Source organism: Xenorhabdus sp. SGI 60 (genome assembly GCF_056632175.1).
Genome location: NZ_CP196860.1, coordinates 3023233 through 3041220 on the forward strand (window position 1 = coordinate 3023233; position 17988 = coordinate 3041220).

Annotated in this window: 19 protein-coding genes and 1 pseudogene; all 20 read right to left on the reverse strand. The window is 38.0% G+C overall.

Going from position 1 to position 17988, the window contains the following annotated elements; genetic code table 11:
• Position 1 precedes the first annotated feature (1 nt).
• Complete coding sequence (locus tag ACSJJG_RS14100; protein WP_189757993.1) at positions 2–151, reverse strand: hypothetical protein; 150 nt, start codon at positions 149–151, stop codon at positions 2–4.
• 488 nt (positions 152–639) lie between these two features.
• Positions 640–777: a hypothetical protein gene (locus ACSJJG_RS14105; protein ID WP_189757992.1), complete on the reverse strand. Its 138-nt coding sequence runs from the start codon at positions 775–777 to the stop codon at positions 640–642.
• A 167-nt stretch (positions 778–944) separates the two neighbouring features.
• On the reverse strand, positions 945–2456 hold the full coding sequence (locus tag ACSJJG_RS14110) for a conjugal transfer protein TraG N-terminal domain-containing protein (RefSeq protein ID WP_189757991.1): 1512 nt from the start codon (positions 2454–2456) through the stop codon (positions 945–947).
• 2 nt (positions 2457–2458) lie between these two features.
• Positions 2459–2779, reverse strand: a complete 321-nt coding sequence (locus ACSJJG_RS14115; protein ID WP_189757990.1) for a hypothetical protein — start codon at positions 2777–2779, stop codon at positions 2459–2461.
• A pseudogene (locus tag ACSJJG_RS14120) lies at positions 2776–4189 on the reverse strand (integrating conjugative element protein). Before ACSJJG_RS14120 ends, ACSJJG_RS14115 begins: the two are co-directional and overlap by 4 nt.
• 13 nt (positions 4190–4202) lie before the next feature.
• Complete coding sequence (locus ACSJJG_RS14125; RefSeq protein ID WP_189757988.1) at positions 4203–5159, reverse strand: TIGR03756 family integrating conjugative element protein; 957 nt, start codon at positions 5157–5159, stop codon at positions 4203–4205.
• On the reverse strand, positions 5159–5569 hold the full coding sequence (locus ACSJJG_RS14130; RefSeq protein WP_189757987.1) for a TIGR03757 family integrating conjugative element protein: 411 nt from the start codon (positions 5567–5569) through the stop codon (positions 5159–5161). Before ACSJJG_RS14130 ends, ACSJJG_RS14125 begins: the two co-directional genes overlap by 1 nt.
• Positions 5570–5820: 251 nt before the next feature.
• Positions 5821–8361: an autotransporter outer membrane beta-barrel domain-containing protein gene (locus ACSJJG_RS14135; RefSeq protein WP_282885613.1), complete on the reverse strand. Its 2541-nt coding sequence runs from the start codon at positions 8359–8361 to the stop codon at positions 5821–5823.
• A gap of 248 nt (positions 8362–8609) precedes the next feature.
• The gene (locus tag ACSJJG_RS14140) at positions 8610–9005 is read right to left on the reverse strand and encodes an acetyltransferase (RefSeq protein WP_189757985.1); all 396 of its coding nucleotides are present in this window, start codon (positions 9003–9005) and stop codon (positions 8610–8612) included.
• The gene (locus ACSJJG_RS14145) at positions 8999–11809 is read right to left on the reverse strand and encodes a conjugative transfer ATPase (RefSeq protein WP_189757984.1); all 2811 of its coding nucleotides are present in this window, start codon (positions 11807–11809) and stop codon (positions 8999–9001) included. Before ACSJJG_RS14145 ends, ACSJJG_RS14140 begins: the two co-directional genes overlap by 7 nt.
• A complete protein-coding gene (locus ACSJJG_RS14150; protein WP_189757983.1) occupies positions 11806–12222 on the reverse strand; it encodes a TIGR03751 family conjugal transfer lipoprotein in 417 nt (138 codons plus the stop codon). Before ACSJJG_RS14150 ends, ACSJJG_RS14145 begins: the two co-directional genes overlap by 4 nt.
• Positions 12223–12233: 11 nt before the next feature.
• Positions 12234–13688, reverse strand: a complete 1455-nt coding sequence (locus ACSJJG_RS14155) for a TIGR03752 family integrating conjugative element protein (protein WP_189757982.1) — start codon at positions 13686–13688, stop codon at positions 12234–12236.
• Positions 13678–14577, reverse strand: coding sequence for a TIGR03749 family integrating conjugative element protein (locus ACSJJG_RS14160; RefSeq protein ID WP_189757981.1), 900 nt, complete (start codon positions 14575–14577; stop codon positions 13678–13680). The genes ACSJJG_RS14155 and ACSJJG_RS14160 overlap by 11 nt, the downstream gene beginning before the upstream one ends.
• Positions 14578–15228: a PFL_4703 family integrating conjugative element protein gene (locus ACSJJG_RS14165; RefSeq protein ID WP_189757980.1), complete on the reverse strand. Its 651-nt coding sequence runs from the start codon at positions 15226–15228 to the stop codon at positions 14578–14580.
• Positions 15229–15242: 14 nt separating this feature from the next.
• A complete protein-coding gene (locus ACSJJG_RS14170; protein WP_189757979.1) occupies positions 15243–15593 on the reverse strand; it encodes a TIGR03750 family conjugal transfer protein in 351 nt (116 codons plus the stop codon).
• Positions 15594–15609: 16 nt separating this feature from the next.
• On the reverse strand, positions 15610–15981 hold the full coding sequence (locus ACSJJG_RS14175; RefSeq protein ID WP_189757978.1) for a TIGR03745 family integrating conjugative element membrane protein: 372 nt from the start codon (positions 15979–15981) through the stop codon (positions 15610–15612).
• 14 nt (positions 15982–15995) lie between these two features.
• Positions 15996–16241: a TIGR03758 family integrating conjugative element protein gene (locus ACSJJG_RS14180; RefSeq protein ID WP_189757977.1), complete on the reverse strand. Its 246-nt coding sequence runs from the start codon at positions 16239–16241 to the stop codon at positions 15996–15998.
• On the reverse strand, positions 16241–16567 hold the full coding sequence (locus tag ACSJJG_RS14185; RefSeq protein ID WP_189758074.1) for an integrative conjugative element protein, RAQPRD family: 327 nt from the start codon (positions 16565–16567) through the stop codon (positions 16241–16243). Before ACSJJG_RS14185 ends, ACSJJG_RS14180 begins: the two co-directional genes overlap by 1 nt.
• Before the next feature lie 247 nt (positions 16568–16814).
• The gene (locus ACSJJG_RS14190; protein WP_189757976.1) at positions 16815–17108 is read right to left on the reverse strand and encodes a hypothetical protein; all 294 of its coding nucleotides are present in this window, start codon (positions 17106–17108) and stop codon (positions 16815–16817) included.
• Between the two features lie 50 nt (positions 17109–17158).
• Entirely contained in the window at positions 17159–17734 is a 576-nt protein-coding gene (locus ACSJJG_RS14195) for a recombinase family protein (RefSeq protein WP_189757975.1), read from the reverse strand.
• Positions 17735–17988: the final 254 nt, after the last annotated feature.

The following is a 17988-nucleotide window of genomic DNA, read 5'->3' on the forward strand; positions in this document are numbered from 1 at the left end:
ATCAAAAGCTCTTTTTCCAATCAAGTTTGAACCATGTTTCAGCAGTAGATGCGCCACCACGAACAAAATCAAGTAATTCAGACGCTTTTTGACCTTTCTGATTTTTCAGGTTTGCAGAATTTTCATGAATAATTTTTTGTAATTCTTTCATATTAATATCCTAAAAAAGGTTGAGTAAGAGAAGATAAAAATGGAATTTAATATAACTTTAATTCCATTTTATTTCGCTGATCTACAGAAATGTTTTGTTAAAATTTATCCGTAATCAGCATGATCCAATGTATATTACCCAAAATTAAAGTCAACAATTTTTTTACAAAAAAATAACAGACATAACACATGTGAAATATAAACTAATTCATATAATTCAATTGGAACTATTAAGTTTTTAATTATAAATTAAATGTATTAAATATAGTATTTTATTGGTGATTGTTTTTTTAGGAAATAATATTGTGTTGTTTTTATATACTTAAATTTTAAGTATTCTTTAATTTTAATTTTTGGTAATGATTCCAATTTATTGTTAGCGGTTATCACAGCTATCCAATCACTACCCAAACTCAGAACTTCATGAGCAGTTAAAACTGTGCGGCCATTGGCCGCACACCACATAAAATGCTTCTTACATTTTTTAAGCTAATCTAAGCTCTTGAGCCAACTATTAGCAGGAGCAGCTCCGTCACGAACAGCATCTAGTAGTTCAAACATTTTCTGATCCTTATTATTTTTCAGGTTTGCAGAATTCTCATGAATAATTTTTTGTAATTCTTTCATATTCAAATCCTTAAATATATTGAAGTAGAGAAGATGATAATAGAATCTAACTATAAACACATTAATATAATTTAATTAACATTATCAACATTTAAAATTATAATCATAAGACAGATTGCACTCACATATGATATTTTTGCTTAAAGCCTATTGCTGACCACCTCCTTTTACTTTTTCAATTTATTAATAGCCGCCTCCCCACCTTTACCCCCTGCTTGCTTAGATTCGGTAGTTCCTCTTTGCATTGCTCCAGTTTCCAATGTTCCACCGACTTTAACACCTGCCCAGGATAACGCTCCCATCCAGACTGCGGGTAGTACTAAAAACATTGTTCCCATGACAAAGTTGATAATAATATCATCCGACGTATTTTGTATTCCCATCATATTCCAACGGCTATGTGTATCTGAACTATATAAAGCTTCGATCATCCAGCTATCCAACCAACGAGCTAATTCCCACCAGAACGTTAAGAAATTCAAGGCAAAGATCACAAATGTTAGTGTAATTGCTGTTTTAAAGTCGTAAGCTGAAAACATTAAAATCAACGGTAACATTACATATATAGCCATCAGTAATAAGCTTTGAACCATAGGCAGTGATTGCCGCATCGCGTCTAGTGCTGGAAATATTGCCAATGAACCCAAAGCTTGTCCTACCACAGATCCGACACGTGTTGCCGTATTTATTATAGTGAAATCAGCATTACCGCCATATCCCATAAACACAGAATCCCCCTGGGACACTTGTAAGCTAGCAGGGCTGACTAAACGGCGAATAACGGCTTCTTGAAATTCTTTTGAATCTTCATTTATTAGTCTCATCGCTGATTTAGCGCGCAACCACATCCCCGGATCAGCCTGTTCCATTACTAGTTTTCTAAGCCCAACTTTTTCATCTGACCACCACTGAGCGCATGTAGGATATCCTCCAGTTCCAGTATTAGAATAACCATCATCACGCTTAGAAACCCATGGAAAACCCTCTCTTGGAGTACGTGACTGTAAAGTTTGATAGGCTCCGTTTAAAAACGTTCGAGAACCTAGCCACTCCACATCTCTCAAAACACTTTCACTCGACTCCTTACCCTGGTCTTGACTCTTCCAGTCATATAATGCAAGTGAGTAACAGTCATTAGTAAAATCCTGTAATGCGGCTACTAATGAACCATTCTTTATATAACTATGCTGAACTTCAAAACGAACTTGGCGTAGATCCGGACGACACGGAATAGTTGCAACAGAAGCTTGAGTAATCCCCTTAGATAATTTATGGACCAACATCCACCATATTGGCGCTTTTGCCGTTTTATCGTCTAGGGATGAAATAGTGCCTTTAAAACCAGAATCTTCTGGTTTTGCTGCTGTCCATGTTCCACAATATTTGCTCCTACTTGAATCAATTTGCATAGTACTAAGACTAACGTTAAAAAGTGGAACACAACAAAACACCATTACGACGAAAGCACCATAAATTGCATTTTCAATCCGAACAATAGATAAAGTTCCTTTATTTCCTTCGTCCTCCCCTTCTTCACGTACTTTTAACCATATACCCGCCACTTTAAATAGTAGTGGAACAACAAAAAGCCCTGTACTGAGTAGTATGTTCCATAAACCATTATTAATTACCCAGCCCAATAAAGTCAGAAAATACTCAAGATAGTTATTTGTGGTCATAATTATTCTCCATTGTTATTGTTTATCCAAATAACCGCTTCACTGACCAGGGCGAACAACACGAACATTATCACTACACGTTTAAAAGGTTGTTGTGATTCTAAGGGTACTTTTCCTGATTTCCATAAATTCCATAAGAAAACGCCAATCAATGCATATACAACCACGCGCCATAATAGTGAAAAATAGCGCCAGCGATACATTAATTGATTAAAACCTCCGGCTAAATCAGGGTTTATTAAACTTAGGTGAGCAACAAAGAGCAATCCCATCATAAGAATAACAATGAAAACCATCCATTTTAAAAATATTTTAATTTTCATTTTCTATTTTCTTCCGTAGCAGAAATACCCAATGAATTTACTCGTTTATCTGTGTTATCGTGAGATTGAGTCTGTGGGTTAGCTAAAGTTCTTTGATGGTCGCGCTCAATAATAGTCAAAACAGTATTATTAGAAATTTCTCTTCGCAGTTCCATTTCGGTTTTTAGTGCATTGATTTCACGATCAAGAATATCAATCCGGCGATCACTCTCTTTAACAGCTTGTGATAAGTTAGCTGCATTAGGTTCTGATTGTCCGGTCATTAGCATCCTGCGCATAGTTAGCGCCAATTCAATTGTGTCTGACATAGCTAATTCGCCAGCTAAACGTTGTACTAGTGCACCGTTATCAGGATCTCTCCTTAATGACTGAATAACACCTCGTGTGACTATCAAGCTACCAGTTTTTAACTTAGATAGATTTTCAGTTGTAGGGGAAATATTGCCGTTGACTAGTTTTACTAATTGCTCTTGATTATCTTTAGCTGTCTTTTCAATCACTGGAGCAAAACCAGTTCCAGCGACGCTACTTCCAGGCTGATTTTCTGCTGTACCGTCTGCACATTGGCTAGTATCTGTACAAGTGCGAATTGATTGATCACCCAAAATTTTCACAACAGTTTGTGCGGCTTCTTCACTATTTTTAAATCTCTGACAGGCTCCCCCTGAGCACTGACCTGTAGAAATAGTTTGATCACTGTTGACTGGTAAGTGATTCATCATATTAAAGCCAGCTTTAGCCAGATCACGCGTTGGTTGGATAGCTTTTTGCCCTTTTCCTCCTTTTTTTTTGCCCTCCAATCCAAGGAACTCCTGCTTCCCCTTTAGCGCTATTAAGCTGATTGTTTGTCTTGACGGCATCATTACTACCATTATTCACTAATGTTTTAGCTTCTTCCATAACCGCTGCTTGTGACCATTTGCTGTTATCAGAGAAATCCATCAATCGCTTGGACAAGTTCTGACAGTTAAATTGCGCTTTATCAAAAGCAACATTGGCCTGCAAAACTCCATTAGTCAGCATTTCGTACAATCCTGGGTTAGCTCGTTGAATAATTAACCCAGGAAGACTGGCTACAGCTCCTGTTGCTCCTTGAACAATCTCCCCCATCAAGTTTTTAAATCCATCAGTGATACCATTTAATTGGTTACTAATCGTAGTTTTTAAATCGAAGTTTCCACACATCAAATCATTGGACCATCCAATTCCCATTCCAACTCGCTGCATAGTACTTCGGCTAGGCGGTTGAGATAGAACAGTACCGCCACCAATCGTGTAGAACAATTTATCTGATACAGCACCACTCACATTTTTACCGTAACCTATTTTATTATCCTCCCAAGCAGAAGCAGAACCCGAAAGAAATAAAACACCTATAAGTACAGATTGCGAAATAATTCTCTTATTCATTTTTATTTTTTCCTTAAAAATTAGTACTACTCAGGAATTTTTGCCCACGACGTTTACAACAACTATATGGTTGCCAAAGTGCCCAAGCATAATTACCATTTTCTGCAACTGTTCCAGTTTTATCAGGAAAAACAGCACAGCTATTACTAAGTTGAGGTGATAATTTCTGCCACTTATGATTTTTAGTATTTTCTTGCACAGGATCAGGAGGCCAATAGCCAGGCTTTTTATTTGCTTTTAGAGGCGAATAAATATGGGACTGGCCTGTACGAGTTATGATATCGGCAACACGCTGAGCTACAACCGCAGCCGCTTTATAGTCGTCTTGTTGTGTAACAAAGCCGCTGCGAGGGTAAACATTTCCCCACATATTTCCCGTATATTGCGAACCAATTTCCCTTTTACCAAGAATGACGGATTCAGGGTAGAAAGTTTCAGGGATACCCGAACGCCACGGAAAGCTATCTAGCGTGCTAAGAAAATAAGGGTATAACGGCGTTGCTGCACCACTACAAGAATACCCAGGAATGCTCTTTCCAATTAAAGATGAACCAGGATGGCCAATCGCATCGGCATATTTAAAATGTAGATTAATTTTTCTCTTTGGTGTTTTCTGTTCGTTATGCCCACCTCCCGCAGATACACCAGACAATGCTCCTGTAATAGCGTTTTCCAAACCTCCAGAGGCTCCACTTACCATAGACATTTCTACCCATGGATTTCCGCTTGGTGAGTTGTATATGGATACAACAACTTCTGGAATAAAGTGTTCTACCTTTACTGAAGTTCTGACTTTGCACCCCCAGGGAGTACAGAACAGCCAATAGCAGATACCTTTTATTCGCCAACTAATACACGATGGAGATATAGAGCTGGCTATGATACTAGCACTATTAATACTAGCAGCAGCCAGCGGAATATTAATTGCTCCTAGTAGCATAGAAGCCACTAGGAGCTTCAATTTTTTCATTAATTATTCCTCCTACGATATGTATCTACCAAGATTTGAGCACGAGTAGCATCAGTACTGCCATACACAACATAGCGATCATCTATTACAATGGCTGGGTATTTTTTTATACCCAATTCCCAAGCACGGATAACTCCCTGGTATGCTATGACCATATCCTTTTCTTTTTCCCTCCATTCTGGCGATTGTAATAATTCAGTTATTAAAGAAGAGTTACTTGTATTTACAGAAATATTCATAGTGTTAAACCAGTTTTCTGAAAACATATCAGGAGCATCAAGCCAAACAACTTGAATATCGTTTCTAAAGTCGTTTCTACTTGGTGGGTTTTCATGATCGGTGTAAATGACAGTTGACGCTTGAGCTATTGATGTCAAAGCTATTACGATAAAAACAACCAGCATTTTCATTAGAATTGCCCTCAACTATTAAGTTGAAACAAGATTGCAATAACTTTCCAATAAAATCAGTAAATAATTCATAATCCAATAAATATAATTTTTTATTAAAAAAATAAATAATAATCAACTGGTTATAAGCAATGAATAAAGATACCCATTGCTTAATTTGTAGTTATTCAATTTGGTAGCTATTCATTTCATACCAAATTATTAAGATATTTTTCATATTATTCTTTATTTATCATGATATTAAATCCTTATCAGAATCGATACCTAACATTAAACAAACCGTTAATACCTTGTTTTTCTCCTATATAACCTGTGAATTTAAATTCGCCGCTAAAATTAGATTTTTCGCCGAAATCGACACCAATTGATGCAAACCCACTACCTCCTTTCGAAGATAAATCACTAACCTTCATTCCTTCAATAATTCCTTTTGATTTACCATCAAACTCATATTGGTAGCCTACTCCAGTATTTAAAGTAATATTTTCCGTAATCTTATTATGTAATAACACCCCTACTTTCATTTGATGAGAATTAATTGCATCAAATTTGATTTTTTCATGACCAAGTGCAGTTTTAATATTTACCATATCATGATTAATATGCGTATACTGATAATCACCATGAACAGTTAAACTTTTTTTACCACTAGCCTTAAATTTTTTATTAATTCCGACATGGGATCCAAAATATGATGAATCACTATTATATTGACTCATTATATTCTGATTTACTCCGAAGTCATGTGATTTGAAATCATAATTTAATTTCCCAACTCTCAATGAACCTGTGATTATCAGATCGTCAAAATTTTTTCTTTGCACTAATAATCCTGTACCTCGATAATTTACATTTCCTTTTCCTTTAATTATTGGTAAACGGCTTTGATTGTATGAAGTGTATGATGCATTTCCGGCCTCAAAAAATACTCCTAGTGAGGAATTTATTTTATCAGAATAAATAGCATTCCCAACTAAAAGATTAGCTGTTATTAGGTTCAGTTTTTTTCCTATATTAAAACGATTCTTGCCTGATTCAATTAACGCAAAAGGCTCTATGTTCATACCTTTTAATTTAACTTTTGTGACCAAACTATCATTAGCAACTAAAATTCCAGCATTTCTCCCAAACAAATAAGCTGTTGTTTGCGGATTTAACCCTAATTTTGATTCAGGTTTTTGCTCCGGCTCAGGCTGTGGTTCTAGCTCCGGCTCAGGTTGTGGTTCTGGCTCCGGCTCAGGCTGTGGTTCTGGCTCCGGCTCAGGTTGTGGTTCTGGCTCCGGCTCAGGTTGTGGTTCTGGCTCAGGCTGTGGTTCTGGCTCCGGTTCAGGTTGTGGTTCTGGCTTCGGCTCAGGTTGTGGTTCTGGCTCCGGTTCAGGTTGTGGTTCTGGCTTCGGCTCAGGTTGTGGTTCTGGCTCCGGCTTAAGTGGAATCACGTTAACAATGATAGATTCTTTGCCATTTTCTTTTTTTTGTTTTTCTAACCCAAATGTTAATAAAGTCGCTGTACCTAATGTTGTCTCTGAATTAACGAGTTTTACATCTCCTATTATATTACTCATTAGCGTAACTATACCGCCACCATTTACTAGCTTTGAGCCTTTATGAATACCGTCAACTGTTACTGTTGATTTATTCATATCGATAGTATCAATTGTGTTGAGTAAAACATCTTCATCTTTTACATTTTCATTTAGAAAAAATTTATAAACTTCAAATCCTGATACAGATTTCAACTTCAGTGGGTCTGCTCTAAAATTAAACACATTTCCTGTCAACCTATCTCTATCACCGAAGTTTCGACCAGCTAAAATTGTTGAACGCTCTGGAACATTAAACTCAATATGACCATCCACGGTTACGTTCACGCCATTTATGTCCTGAGAGTGAGATGTTTTGATACCTAAGATGTTTACGCTGGAGTTAAAAATGACATCTTTTAGATGCACGAAAACTGAGGTATAAGTAGGAGTTATGCTTGAAATTAAACCTGTAATATCTACTAAATTGTTAAAAATTGATTTTTCAATGCTTACTAAATTATTTTCATTATTACCTTTACTGGCTAAATTCATTGCCCCATAAATTCTGGCGTAACCATTAAAAATAGAATTTTTGATATTAATTTTATTATCAATTAAACTTGCACCACTTATGTTAGCAGCATAACCACCCAGAAATAGAGCATATTTATCAAATTGTGATTGATCAATATCAATCAAATTATTCCTCAAAAAGGCATTGTCTCTAGAACTTTCTCCACCATATGCCCCCCGTATCTCAACCTCGTTCATTAGATGGGAGTTTTTAACCGAAACAACAGAATTTTCTATTGTAGAATTAGCGCTTCCTTTAGTAAATGTTCCCGTTAAATCAGCGTTACCTCTAATTTTCACTCCATCTAAGAACACATTATTCTCTTTAGCGTACAGGCTGTTTCCAGAATGGATATAAGCCCCCGCTGAAGTTAGCTCTCCAATTTCGCCATTAGATATAAACACATTATTATTTCCAATGACATTATCACCATGCATTGCCACAGTATTTCCACCATACAATATGAAGTTTTTATCTGACACGACCTCCTGCATCATTAAATTATTATTACTCATGCCTTTTAGTTTAGTTTTTCGGGAGTAACCCGCCATAAATGTTCCATCCAAATCTTTTTCAACCACACAATTATTATTGTGCGTTCTTTCTATTTCAGAACCACACTCTACAGCTAATATCTCACCACTAAAAATAGCAGAGCTGATCAAAATAGAAAGCAATGTCCTTCTATTTTTCATAGAACAAGTTCACCTTACTGTTTAATTTAAAATATATAATTCCATGATGAACTGTATGGGGGTACGATTCACCATAGCCATTTTTGTAGACCTCTGAAACTCCTATAATTAACAAAAACACTCGATCACAGTCATAAAAACTGCTAATTTAAATAGCGTAGTTTTCATAGAATTAGTTCACCTTACTGTTTAATTTAATGATATGAAGCTACATGGTGAGTCGTATGGGGGTACGACTCACCGCTTTGCTATTCTTTCATCCGTTGATAGATCAACAGGATCAAATAGATTGCATCTGTTGTATCTGCTACATGAATAAACCATCTAGGATGCTTGTATTCTTCTGGCTTGGGCCAATAATGTTCGCCGGACACAGTTATCAAAAGGTTAACATCGTGCCCTTTTCCATCTTCTAAGTTAATTGAAATACAATTACTTTTTCCTATACGATGCGGGTGACAAGTCATCAAATATACATTTTTCAATCTCCGCCGTATTTCCGTTAATAAACGCCCCAAAGAGCGAACGTTTTCCTCAGATATAGAAGGGCATGACTGTGGTTGACAATCAAAGACAGAAAATAAATTGATATCAGAATCAGCTTTACACCTAGTCATGGGAACACGATATTTCAGAGTTAACATTCAGATATTACCTCACCAACACTACATTCACGAGATGGCAAACCGCGAGCTTTATCCAACTTTGCAGCAACTAAAAAAGCGGCTTCCAGTTCACTGCAATTGTGTTTCTTCATTAATTCCCTACGTTCTGCCTTTTCTTCTTTTTCTGTCATTCCCAGAGCCAAAAATAAGCTTGGCGGCACAACCCTAAATAGTGCTTCGACTTTTTTCGACAATACCACTCCTTCAGTATAACAACGTGGGAGTTTACTGGCGGAACGTAAGACAGCTTTTTGATCCTCACTCAATGTCTTAAATCGAGCGATATTCTCTATTTCTTTTTGTGGCATGGTGAGACAGACCCACCATTCCGCCATATTGAGCATCTTAGCGGCAATACTAGGGTAGTCTTCTAGGTTTTGAGTAGATAACCATAACCAAGCCCCTAATTTTCTCCACATTTTTACAACCTTAGTCATATATGGGGATAACAAAGGATTGGTAGTAAGAATATGGGCTTCATCAACGACGAAATTAATATCGCGTTCTAAATATTGATCTCGTTCTGCAATATTATTAATAGTATTAATTAACGATACCATTGTTAACGCCATCGCAGCTTCATACCCTTCACGAGCTAAATGAGCAAGGTCAATCAAGGTAATGTCAGCTTCTGGCCAAGCAACACCAGGCTGATTAAAAAGTTCGCCTTCAAATCCTTGGGTAAACAGGCTCATTGCTTCCGCCATCTCAGCAGCACGGGCACGACGGCGGTTATCACGGTTAACATCACTAGAAATTTCATTAAGAGCACTTTGCAAATCTTCAGCAAGCATTTGCCTTTTTTGCTCAAAGGTATTTTTCGCAGCCAATAAAATGGCTTCGCGGATCATTCCCCTGTCCGCTCTGGTTAACCGTTTTTCTTCGTCGGGTTCACCTCCTGTGATCATCATGCGGGCGGCAATCTCCATCTCCCCTAGAATATCGCGTTCTTCATTTTCTTCATCAGCATTAATATCTGGTAAATCTTCGAGTTCCAAAGAAGCAATATCTGCTTGTAGCAATTTATGCGCATCAGCAAATGGAGGTAAGCTCACTTTAGAGCCAGGCTTAACACTAATTTTATGAACACTAAGTCCCAGACTTTCAAAGTAGTCAGCCAGCAAACCGAAGCTATTTCCAGCTTCAGCAATAAATAATCTGGGGCGATGCACAGCTACCAACTGTGATAACACAGAACATAATGTTGCAGACTTTCCTGCACCTGTTGGGCCAAATAACAACAAATGAGCGTTTTGCGAACGATCATTTTTATTCTGCGGATCAAATGTCAGAACATCACCACCACGGTTAAAGAAGGAAAACCCAGGGTTTCCTGTGCCAGTTGAACGCCCTGTAATGGGTAACAACCCAGATAAATGTTGAACCCACGATAGACGGGTATACCAATGCTTTTTATCGAGTTGTGGATTAAAACACATCGGCAAGGCTCTTAAATACCCATTAAGCGGTGCAACATCATATTCTGGTTTAACCGGTTCTAATCCAGCCGTTAGTAAGGTGGATGTAATTTCAATACGTTTACGATTCAACTCCTCAATATTATTTGCCCGTAATAAAAAAGACAAAGAAGCTCTGTATAGTTTATGGCGCCTTCCTAAATATTCTTTGACTGTCTTTACATCTTCCCGGACACGCCCTGATTCAGTATTCTCACCAACTGCATTTTTTGCTAGTTTTGTAAATTTTTCTTCCAATGTATCTTGCGGTTGCACAACTATAGTAATAGAAACAACCGTTCCTTCTGGAAATAGATCCATTAATGTATTAATGTTTCTATCTCCACGCCGCTGTTCTCCAGTTAAAAGCCCAGGATTTGGTGCTTTCCTCAGGCGTTCGACGTTAACTACTCCATGTGCTTTATTATCAAACCACCAGACTCCGTTCGTAGTATCTGAACGGGGCGGGGTAAACCACAATGTTTCAGCGAAATCATTATGTACTTCTAGGTTGTTTGGTTTTTCATCCTGCTTACCCCAATATGCTCCCTCCCGATACAGTACCTGTTTATCTATCCAGTCAGGTTCTGGGTTAAAAAGACGCAGCAACCAATCATGAATTTGATAACCATTCTGACGAACACAAACAATACCTGCATTTCCCAAGGCGCTGCTTAAACGATCACATGTTTGGTTCAACATGCCTATTGGTGGCATCGGGTCGCGGGGATTTTTTCCTAACCAACGATAAATTACCATACGAGTACGGCGTTGCTGTCCGCGCCATGGTTGCCCTGTTACTAACGTATCATCGAAAAGCCCCTCTGGACGTGCAATACCCTGTAAGTGGTTTTCAGTTTCACACAACCACGCTTCAGTAAATTTCGTACCTTGAGCCGCAGGGCGAACATAATTGCGTAGCCTATTCAAATAGGCTGTTACATTACTTTCATCTTGGCAAAAAAACTGAACAATCCAAGGATTTTCATCATACTCTTCAAGGCTATCCTGCAACGCGTCTTCAACAGTATCCCTTATTTCTTCCAGACGACTTTCTGGTCGCCCTTCTGTTGGTGCTGGCTCTATTGCATATACGGCTCCTACTGAAATACCGTCATCCAATAACAAACATTGCTCATCATCTAGATATTCAGCCCATGGCAAGTAATCAATAATTGATGGATTGGCGTGATAAAGTTTTTTCTCATCTGGTAACGTCATTTTTTTTGGTCGTTTTAATGGCTGGCGTTCTTCAATATTAGAATCATCTTGAACTGGCTGTATTTTTATTGATGGCTTTTCTTTTTTACTGAAAAATTTCATCATAGCGTTTCTACCCTTTCACCTGGCATTGCATACTGCACTTGTTGGTAAAACGAAAATACAGTGCTATACCCTGGTACGGGTAAATTCCCTTGAGATAGGTGAGGGAAAACATACATAACCATATCTGGATTAGGTAAGCGGGGGAATTGCTGACTGATTTCAGTTTCCTGTGTACGAGAATAAGTGTCAGGCAGCATCATTTTATTTTCTTGTCCATACATCTCCAAAGGCCGTAGCTGAGTATTTCGAGCTTGTTGTATCAGTTGTCCACTCGATGCCTTTATACCAGCTTTACCCTGCCAGATTTCTATCATGTTATGTTCGCCAGCAGGCATCAATTTCTCTTTAGAAGTAACGCACCCCATTAGAAGTGTTGAGGCAAAGAAAAGAACAGTAAATGTTTTTAATTTCATGTGTTTTCTCCTTAATCCAATTCACTTTCCATATCACCAGCTAAGCTGAATTCATAATTTACCTTGCGCCCTTTGCCTTCATAATCAATCGGGATTTGACGGGTAATATGCACAGCAACTGTTTTACCTGGCGGAACGTAAACGGCATCAAACGTTTGCCCATAACGAGATTTCACCCAGTCAGCGACATCCTTAAAACCTCCGCCAATCGCTTTTCCTAAAGCTGCTTGTCCTGCGTCTCCTGTAAGCGCTGACGTTATTCCGCCACTACTATTAGTTTGATTTGTAAATTGGTTCTGCGAAAAAGCATCTCCGGCAGAGGCTGCTGCTGTTAAAGCAAACAGCGTCGGTAAATATGTACCCGCGTTAGTCTTGCGCTCACCGCTGATACACGGAATACCGCTCTCATCAGAAAGCCAACCAATCGCACCACCATTATTGCGCCCACTGTTATTACTGCCATCAGTGCGGTTGCTGGGCTGTGGAACAGTGCGAACAGTTCCATCAGCAAAAACAAACGTAATTGATGTAATATCTCCACGAACACAGGAAAGTGTCCAATCTCCGGTAGCTGTCCCACTTATCACAGCACCTTCTACATCTGGTAAATCAATTCCATTAGCAGTTAAATTATCTTTACCAACGACCACCTTGAATGGATATGGATCAGTTACTTTTCCATCTATTGGAACCCTGCCGAGTAATGCAGTCATTGCTTGGCTTCCGACTAGTGTAGAATTTTCTGGTAATGTATAAGCAGGTTCAACACCCTCATCAATAGTTCTTTGATTTTTAGCTGTCCTATCTAATTCAGCTTTTTGACGAGTAATTTCATTGTCTTCTAAAAATGACATAGGATAAGTGGGTTTGGCTGGATAACCACTTGTATTATTACTTGGGTCTACTGGTTGAGCGTCCTGGGGGTCTACCCAAAGAACACCTCCTTTATAAGACACAGAAGACTCTCTTTGTTGGTCTAATCCCAAACCAATTGGAATATCACTTGATGAATTTGTAGATTTATTGCCTAAATTGAATGAGTCCCCTAAATTTTCCAATCGTGCCATTAAAGTTTGCTGTTCTGTCTGTAATGCTCGCTGCTTTCTATCAGCTTCTTCACGAACTTCAATAACCGCAGCATTAATTTGGCCTGATATATCTTGGCTCTTTGTCCGTAAATGTTCATTTTCTGCGACTAATTTTTGATTCTGTTCATCTAAAATATTTTGCTTATCACGGACTTTTTTCAACGTGCCAACCAACGTACGTAAAGTATCTTCTGGAGTATCACCTTCAATACCCAATGCTTTCAGTTCATCAGCATCTAAATTTTTCAGCGACTGATCTATATTCTCTGTAGATGATGTTGGCTTATCTGCCCCACAGCTCTTAATGCCGATGAGGATAGCAACCACCAAAACAGATGGAACTAGCACTTTTACTAAAGTATTAGATTTAACTTTCATCGCTGGCTCCTTTTGTTTTATTTTTAGATACTTTTTTCGACAAAACAGGTTCAGCAATGAAGGAATTCTCTGGCTTTCCTTTCATCACCAGATACAAAGCTGTTGTATCTTCAGGTGTACCAGTTGGCCCTAACCATTGATGCTGAAATGTAGCTGTCAGAAATTGACCTTGTAACATACGAGGATCAAGCACGACTTTTTCGGTAGTCAGGTTAGTGAGTTTCAATGCAACGACAGTTACACCATTAGCACGCCACCCAGCTAATGGTATTACTTGAATACGAGCACTTGGGTACAATGTCGTAATACATTTAGACAACGATAACGGTATAGATTGGACACCAGGGACAGCTTCAACGGTCCGTAATGGTGCATATAAATTCTGTGCCGCATAGCGTGTTAGTAGCGCTGGGAGTGGAGCACTATAGGAAGCCTTCTGTTTTTTCTTATTTTGGGCATTGGTATTACTCGGACTCTGATTGTTATCTCTTGAAGAACGCTGCTGTGTTACTTCTCCTGAATAAACAAGCCTAATTGGTTCCAGTGTTCCTTTATTAGGTTTAGTAGTTACATCTAATAGAATAATTTCACCGTTTTGCACATCTTGTAATTGCAAACGAGTCGTTTGAAATTCTCCCTCTGCTTTCAAATACACAGTTCCGCCAGTACTTTGAACACGCAATTTACCATTCAGCTCAGGTGGAAAACCGACACGAACATTTTTTTCGACAAAAATAATTCGTTCCACTCCAACGTTAAGGTGAACTGGTAACGGAATACGCTCCCACTTCACAAGCTCTACCGCATTCGCTGTAGTAGACACCACTAATGAAATTGCAGGTAAAATTAATGATAAAATCAGAAGTGCCGATGAAGAGTAACATTTCATTTATTTATTCCTCTTAGCGTCTTGGGCTTCAGAAATAGCTTCTAAACGCTGCGGTATTCCATCATAACAATCTAAAGCCAATCCAAATGGGTTCGACTCTTGATCTCCTTCCCAACGAGTTACTTTAATCGGGTAACGTACAACTGCACGTTTAACTGGCTCTGCATGATAATATTCATCAACAACAACATCTAATTGAACTATCCAATTATCTCTATTTACAATAGAGACTTTATTTTCACTATATCCACGACCAGGAATTTCATATATAACCCTAACTCTATCTCTTAACTCTCCAATATCAGTACGATATTGTGCTTCTTTTTGAAAGAAAGCCTTACATGATGGAGTTAAATAAGGTGATAGCATTTCAATTTTTTTAGGGAAATCCGTCTCCCCATCCTTAGCCCAGGCATTAATTTGTTGGAAAATATAAAAAGTAAAAGCATATACTGTTGAATCAGGAATTTCCCACCATGCGCGAGTACTCCCCGCCCGTAAATCTGGAGGGTTATGAATAGTCAAGTTACGAGGGGCACTGAACCACCCTCCAAATGCCACGAAAAGGAGTAAAATCAACACACAACAAATAACACGTAAAGTTAAAATATGTTGATCACGATTTAATAAGGCATGACGAAACTGACTCATAATTTACATTCCTTTTATTTTGTTCGACGTAATGACCATGCCTGATCATGGACAATTAAGTTAGTAGCATCTCCCATTCCCCATTTCCTTTTAATCAAAGCTAATTGACGATAAATATAGTTTTCTGGTTTTCCTCTTTTAAGGCGAGTTAGATATCTTCCACCAAAAAAAACCACTAATAAAGGTATAATTAAAATGAAGGTTGGGATAATTACCCAACCTACTAAAGGAACGAAAAATAAACTAATTACAAAACCCACAACTGAGCCAAACAATGCAGCCAAGCCCAATTCAGGCATAGTAAGACCCCGATAAACAACTGGTTCAGAATTTAATCTATCCGGCATAAATTGTATGGTCTGCATTTCGATCTTTTCTCTATTAAAAAATAACGCTTGCTGATTTTGTAATAAGCCAGATAACAAGCACAAGCAAAATAACACCAACTACCAAAATACCTGCAAATTTACCCCATCCAGCTTTTTCATCACGAACTTCCTGAAATGTCTTTAATGCTGCGCCAGCAACAACAACAAATGCACTTGCCGTTACAACTAACCCTAATAAAACGATCCCATCATTAAAGTATCCAGTTAAATCTCCCAAAAAGCCACCTTTACTACCTGATGTTGGAGGCTCAACTTTTGGCAAAGCTGCTAAACCAGGCGTAGTAACGCCCATTGCTCCCCAAAATATCAATGCCCACGTTACAGAACGTTGTTTAACCCGGTTAAGTACCTTTTTTATTTCCATAAAGTTTTCTCTCACTAATTAATAAACATCCAAATACAAATCAATATAAGAAAAACTGCCCTGATACAAAATTGAGTTAGAACAACCTCACGAACTTTCTCATTAGCCCAACCTTTATATACATCCACCATTCCCCATGCAGCCCATATAAACAGAAGCGCAATTAAAAGACCGATACAAAAAATTTCAAGTGAAAATGGCTCTATACCTCCCCCGCTTCCCGCTTTAAAAGCTTGTTCCTGGACGCTATCCATCGCCATTAACGTTGTTCCTTACGGTAGTCACCGCTAATTTGATATTGCGATTGAATAGGAATGATAGGTTGTGCTCTTGACGGTTCTAAATACCTACTAATTCCTTGGCGAATAATTTCAATGTCTTTAGAGGCTTTTAAATAATCAAAATAAAAACGACGACTGACGTCTTGATTTGCTAAAGTTCTAGCACGCTCAAGACTCGCTTGGATTTGTTTAAGTTGTTTCATCGTTAATGCCAACTCATCTTTTTCTGCCGCCCATGCAGAATTAGCAAAAAAAGAACTTAGAGTTAATATTAACGTAATTGGTGCTGGAGAAAACAAACGCATATTCATAACCTCTTAGCGAATTACCTTTGCGTTTAGGATAAATTTTTTAAAAATAAATTCAGCAATAAACTCTTATTAGAAAAAATAAAAAATTGAATTTTTCTATCATAGAATAAACGTAGCCTGGTAGTAGGCTACGTTTACTCAATATGGGTCGGTGATTGTTATAAGCGGAGGTAGTTATAGTGGGAAAATCGCCAAATTCACCAAGGTAACGTAATTGATTTTCTTATTTTTTATAAAGTTATCAACGAGTATAAAATCCATCACAGGTACGGAAGAAATCTATAATCAGGTTTTTCAGATCAATCCGATGTGTAAGCATAAGCCTTCCACTTCCCAATTTATCCAATAACGTACATGCCTCAATTAAGTCAGCAATTTTTCGTGCTATTTCTGCGCTACCTTCTGCGGAATCACAAAAATGCCGATTATCAATGAACTGTTCCATTTCTTGGATATCCAGAATTTCATACCAAACACCGTTTGGTAGTCCTATTGTTAATTGGTTGGTTTTTTTATCTACTAATGATACGGCCACAATAATCCTCCCGCCGCAAGAGCTATAGCGTAAATGTAATTCATTTGTACTTATTTAGTAGCTAACTTTTTATGCCTATTGTATATAGTCTGCCTACTCACATCGTACCGCCTAGCTATGTCACCTATCGTAAATACTTCTGATGCAACTAATACATCGATTTCTTTGATTTGATCCGCTGACAAGGAAGGTGGTCTTCCTCCAATTCTTCCTCTTGCTCGCGCAGCGGCTAAACCTGATAGAGTCCGTTCTCTGTTACGATTGTGCTCAAAATTAGAAAAAATAGCTATCAATTGTAAATATAACTCGCCAGCAAATGAACTGGTATCAATGTTCTCTTTCAGGCTTTCAAAATTAATTTCACGTAATTGCAAATCTTCCATTAAGTTGACTAAATCGCGTAAGCTTCCCCCTAACCGATCTAATGCCCAAACTACCAGTGTATCACCAGTGCGTAATGCTCTTAGGCAGTTATCTAGTTCAGGGGTTCCCGATTTTCGCCTACGTTCACCACCTCGCGAAACCTGTTCTTGATATACTTGTTCACAGCCTGCTTCATATAACGCATCAATTTGATGCGCCAAATCCTGTTCTACTGTTGACTTCCGAGCGTACCCTATACGCATACTTTCCTCTTAGTTATACACCTTTATTAGACATAGATAATTTTACAGGTTTTTTGACATTTTTCCTGAAGAAGAAGTCCCAAACTAAAAAAGTTTGAAGCATGTCAAAAAAATCATGGTTTTTTTGACATTTTAGAATAAAGCATTTTGCTTTATCATGTTTTTTACTTTATCATGTGTTTTGCATGATAAAGAAAACTAACTATAGGAGATAGCAACAGGTACAAAAATGCAGTCTATTCATTGAATATTTT

Excerpts from the sequence above, each read along its gene's own strand:
- ACSJJG_RS14100 (WP_189757993.1), bottom strand. The coding sequence starts at position 151 with ATGAAAGAATTACAAAAAATTATTCATGAAAATTCTGCAAACCTGAAA.
- ACSJJG_RS14105 (WP_189757992.1), bottom strand. The coding sequence starts at position 777 with ATGAAAGAATTACAAAAAATTATTCATGAGAATTCTGCAAACCTGAAA.
- ACSJJG_RS14110 (WP_189757991.1), bottom strand. The coding sequence starts at position 2,456 with ATGACCACAAATAACTATCTTGAGTATTTTCTGACTTTATTGGGCTGG.
- ACSJJG_RS14115 (WP_189757990.1), bottom strand. The coding sequence starts at position 2,779 with ATGAAAATTAAAATATTTTTAAAATGGATGGTTTTCATTGTTATTCTT.
- ACSJJG_RS14125 (WP_189757988.1), bottom strand. The coding sequence starts at position 5,159 with ATGAAAAAATTGAAGCTCCTAGTGGCTTCTATGCTACTAGGAGCAATT.
- ACSJJG_RS14130 (WP_189757987.1), bottom strand. The coding sequence starts at position 5,569 with ATGAAAATGCTGGTTGTTTTTATCGTAATAGCTTTGACATCAATAGCT.
- ACSJJG_RS14135 (WP_282885613.1), bottom strand. The coding sequence starts at position 8,361 with ATGAAAAATAGAAGGACATTGCTTTCTATTTTGATCAGCTCTGCTATT.
- ACSJJG_RS14140 (WP_189757985.1), bottom strand. The coding sequence starts at position 9,005 with ATGTTAACTCTGAAATATCGTGTTCCCATGACTAGGTGTAAAGCTGAT.
- ACSJJG_RS14145 (WP_189757984.1), bottom strand. The coding sequence starts at position 11,809 with ATGATGAAATTTTTCAGTAAAAAAGAAAAGCCATCAATAAAAATACAG.
- ACSJJG_RS14150 (WP_189757983.1), bottom strand. The coding sequence starts at position 12,222 with ATGAAATTAAAAACATTTACTGTTCTTTTCTTTGCCTCAACACTTCTA.
- ACSJJG_RS14155 (WP_189757982.1), bottom strand. The coding sequence starts at position 13,688 with ATGAAAGTTAAATCTAATACTTTAGTAAAAGTGCTAGTTCCATCTGTT.
- ACSJJG_RS14160 (WP_189757981.1), bottom strand. The coding sequence starts at position 14,577 with ATGAAATGTTACTCTTCATCGGCACTTCTGATTTTATCATTAATTTTA.
- ACSJJG_RS14165 (WP_189757980.1), bottom strand. The coding sequence starts at position 15,228 with ATGAGTCAGTTTCGTCATGCCTTATTAAATCGTGATCAACATATTTTA.
- ACSJJG_RS14170 (WP_189757979.1), bottom strand. The coding sequence starts at position 15,593 with ATGCAGACCATACAATTTATGCCGGATAGATTAAATTCTGAACCAGTT.
- ACSJJG_RS14175 (WP_189757978.1), bottom strand. The coding sequence starts at position 15,981 with ATGGAAATAAAAAAGGTACTTAACCGGGTTAAACAACGTTCTGTAACG.
- ACSJJG_RS14180 (WP_189757977.1), bottom strand. The coding sequence starts at position 16,241 with ATGGCGATGGATAGCGTCCAGGAACAAGCTTTTAAAGCGGGAAGCGGG.
- ACSJJG_RS14185 (WP_189758074.1), bottom strand. The coding sequence starts at position 16,567 with ATGCGTTTGTTTTCTCCAGCACCAATTACGTTAATATTAACTCTAAGT.
- ACSJJG_RS14195 (WP_189757975.1), bottom strand. The coding sequence starts at position 17,734 with ATGCGTATAGGGTACGCTCGGAAGTCAACAGTAGAACAGGATTTGGCG.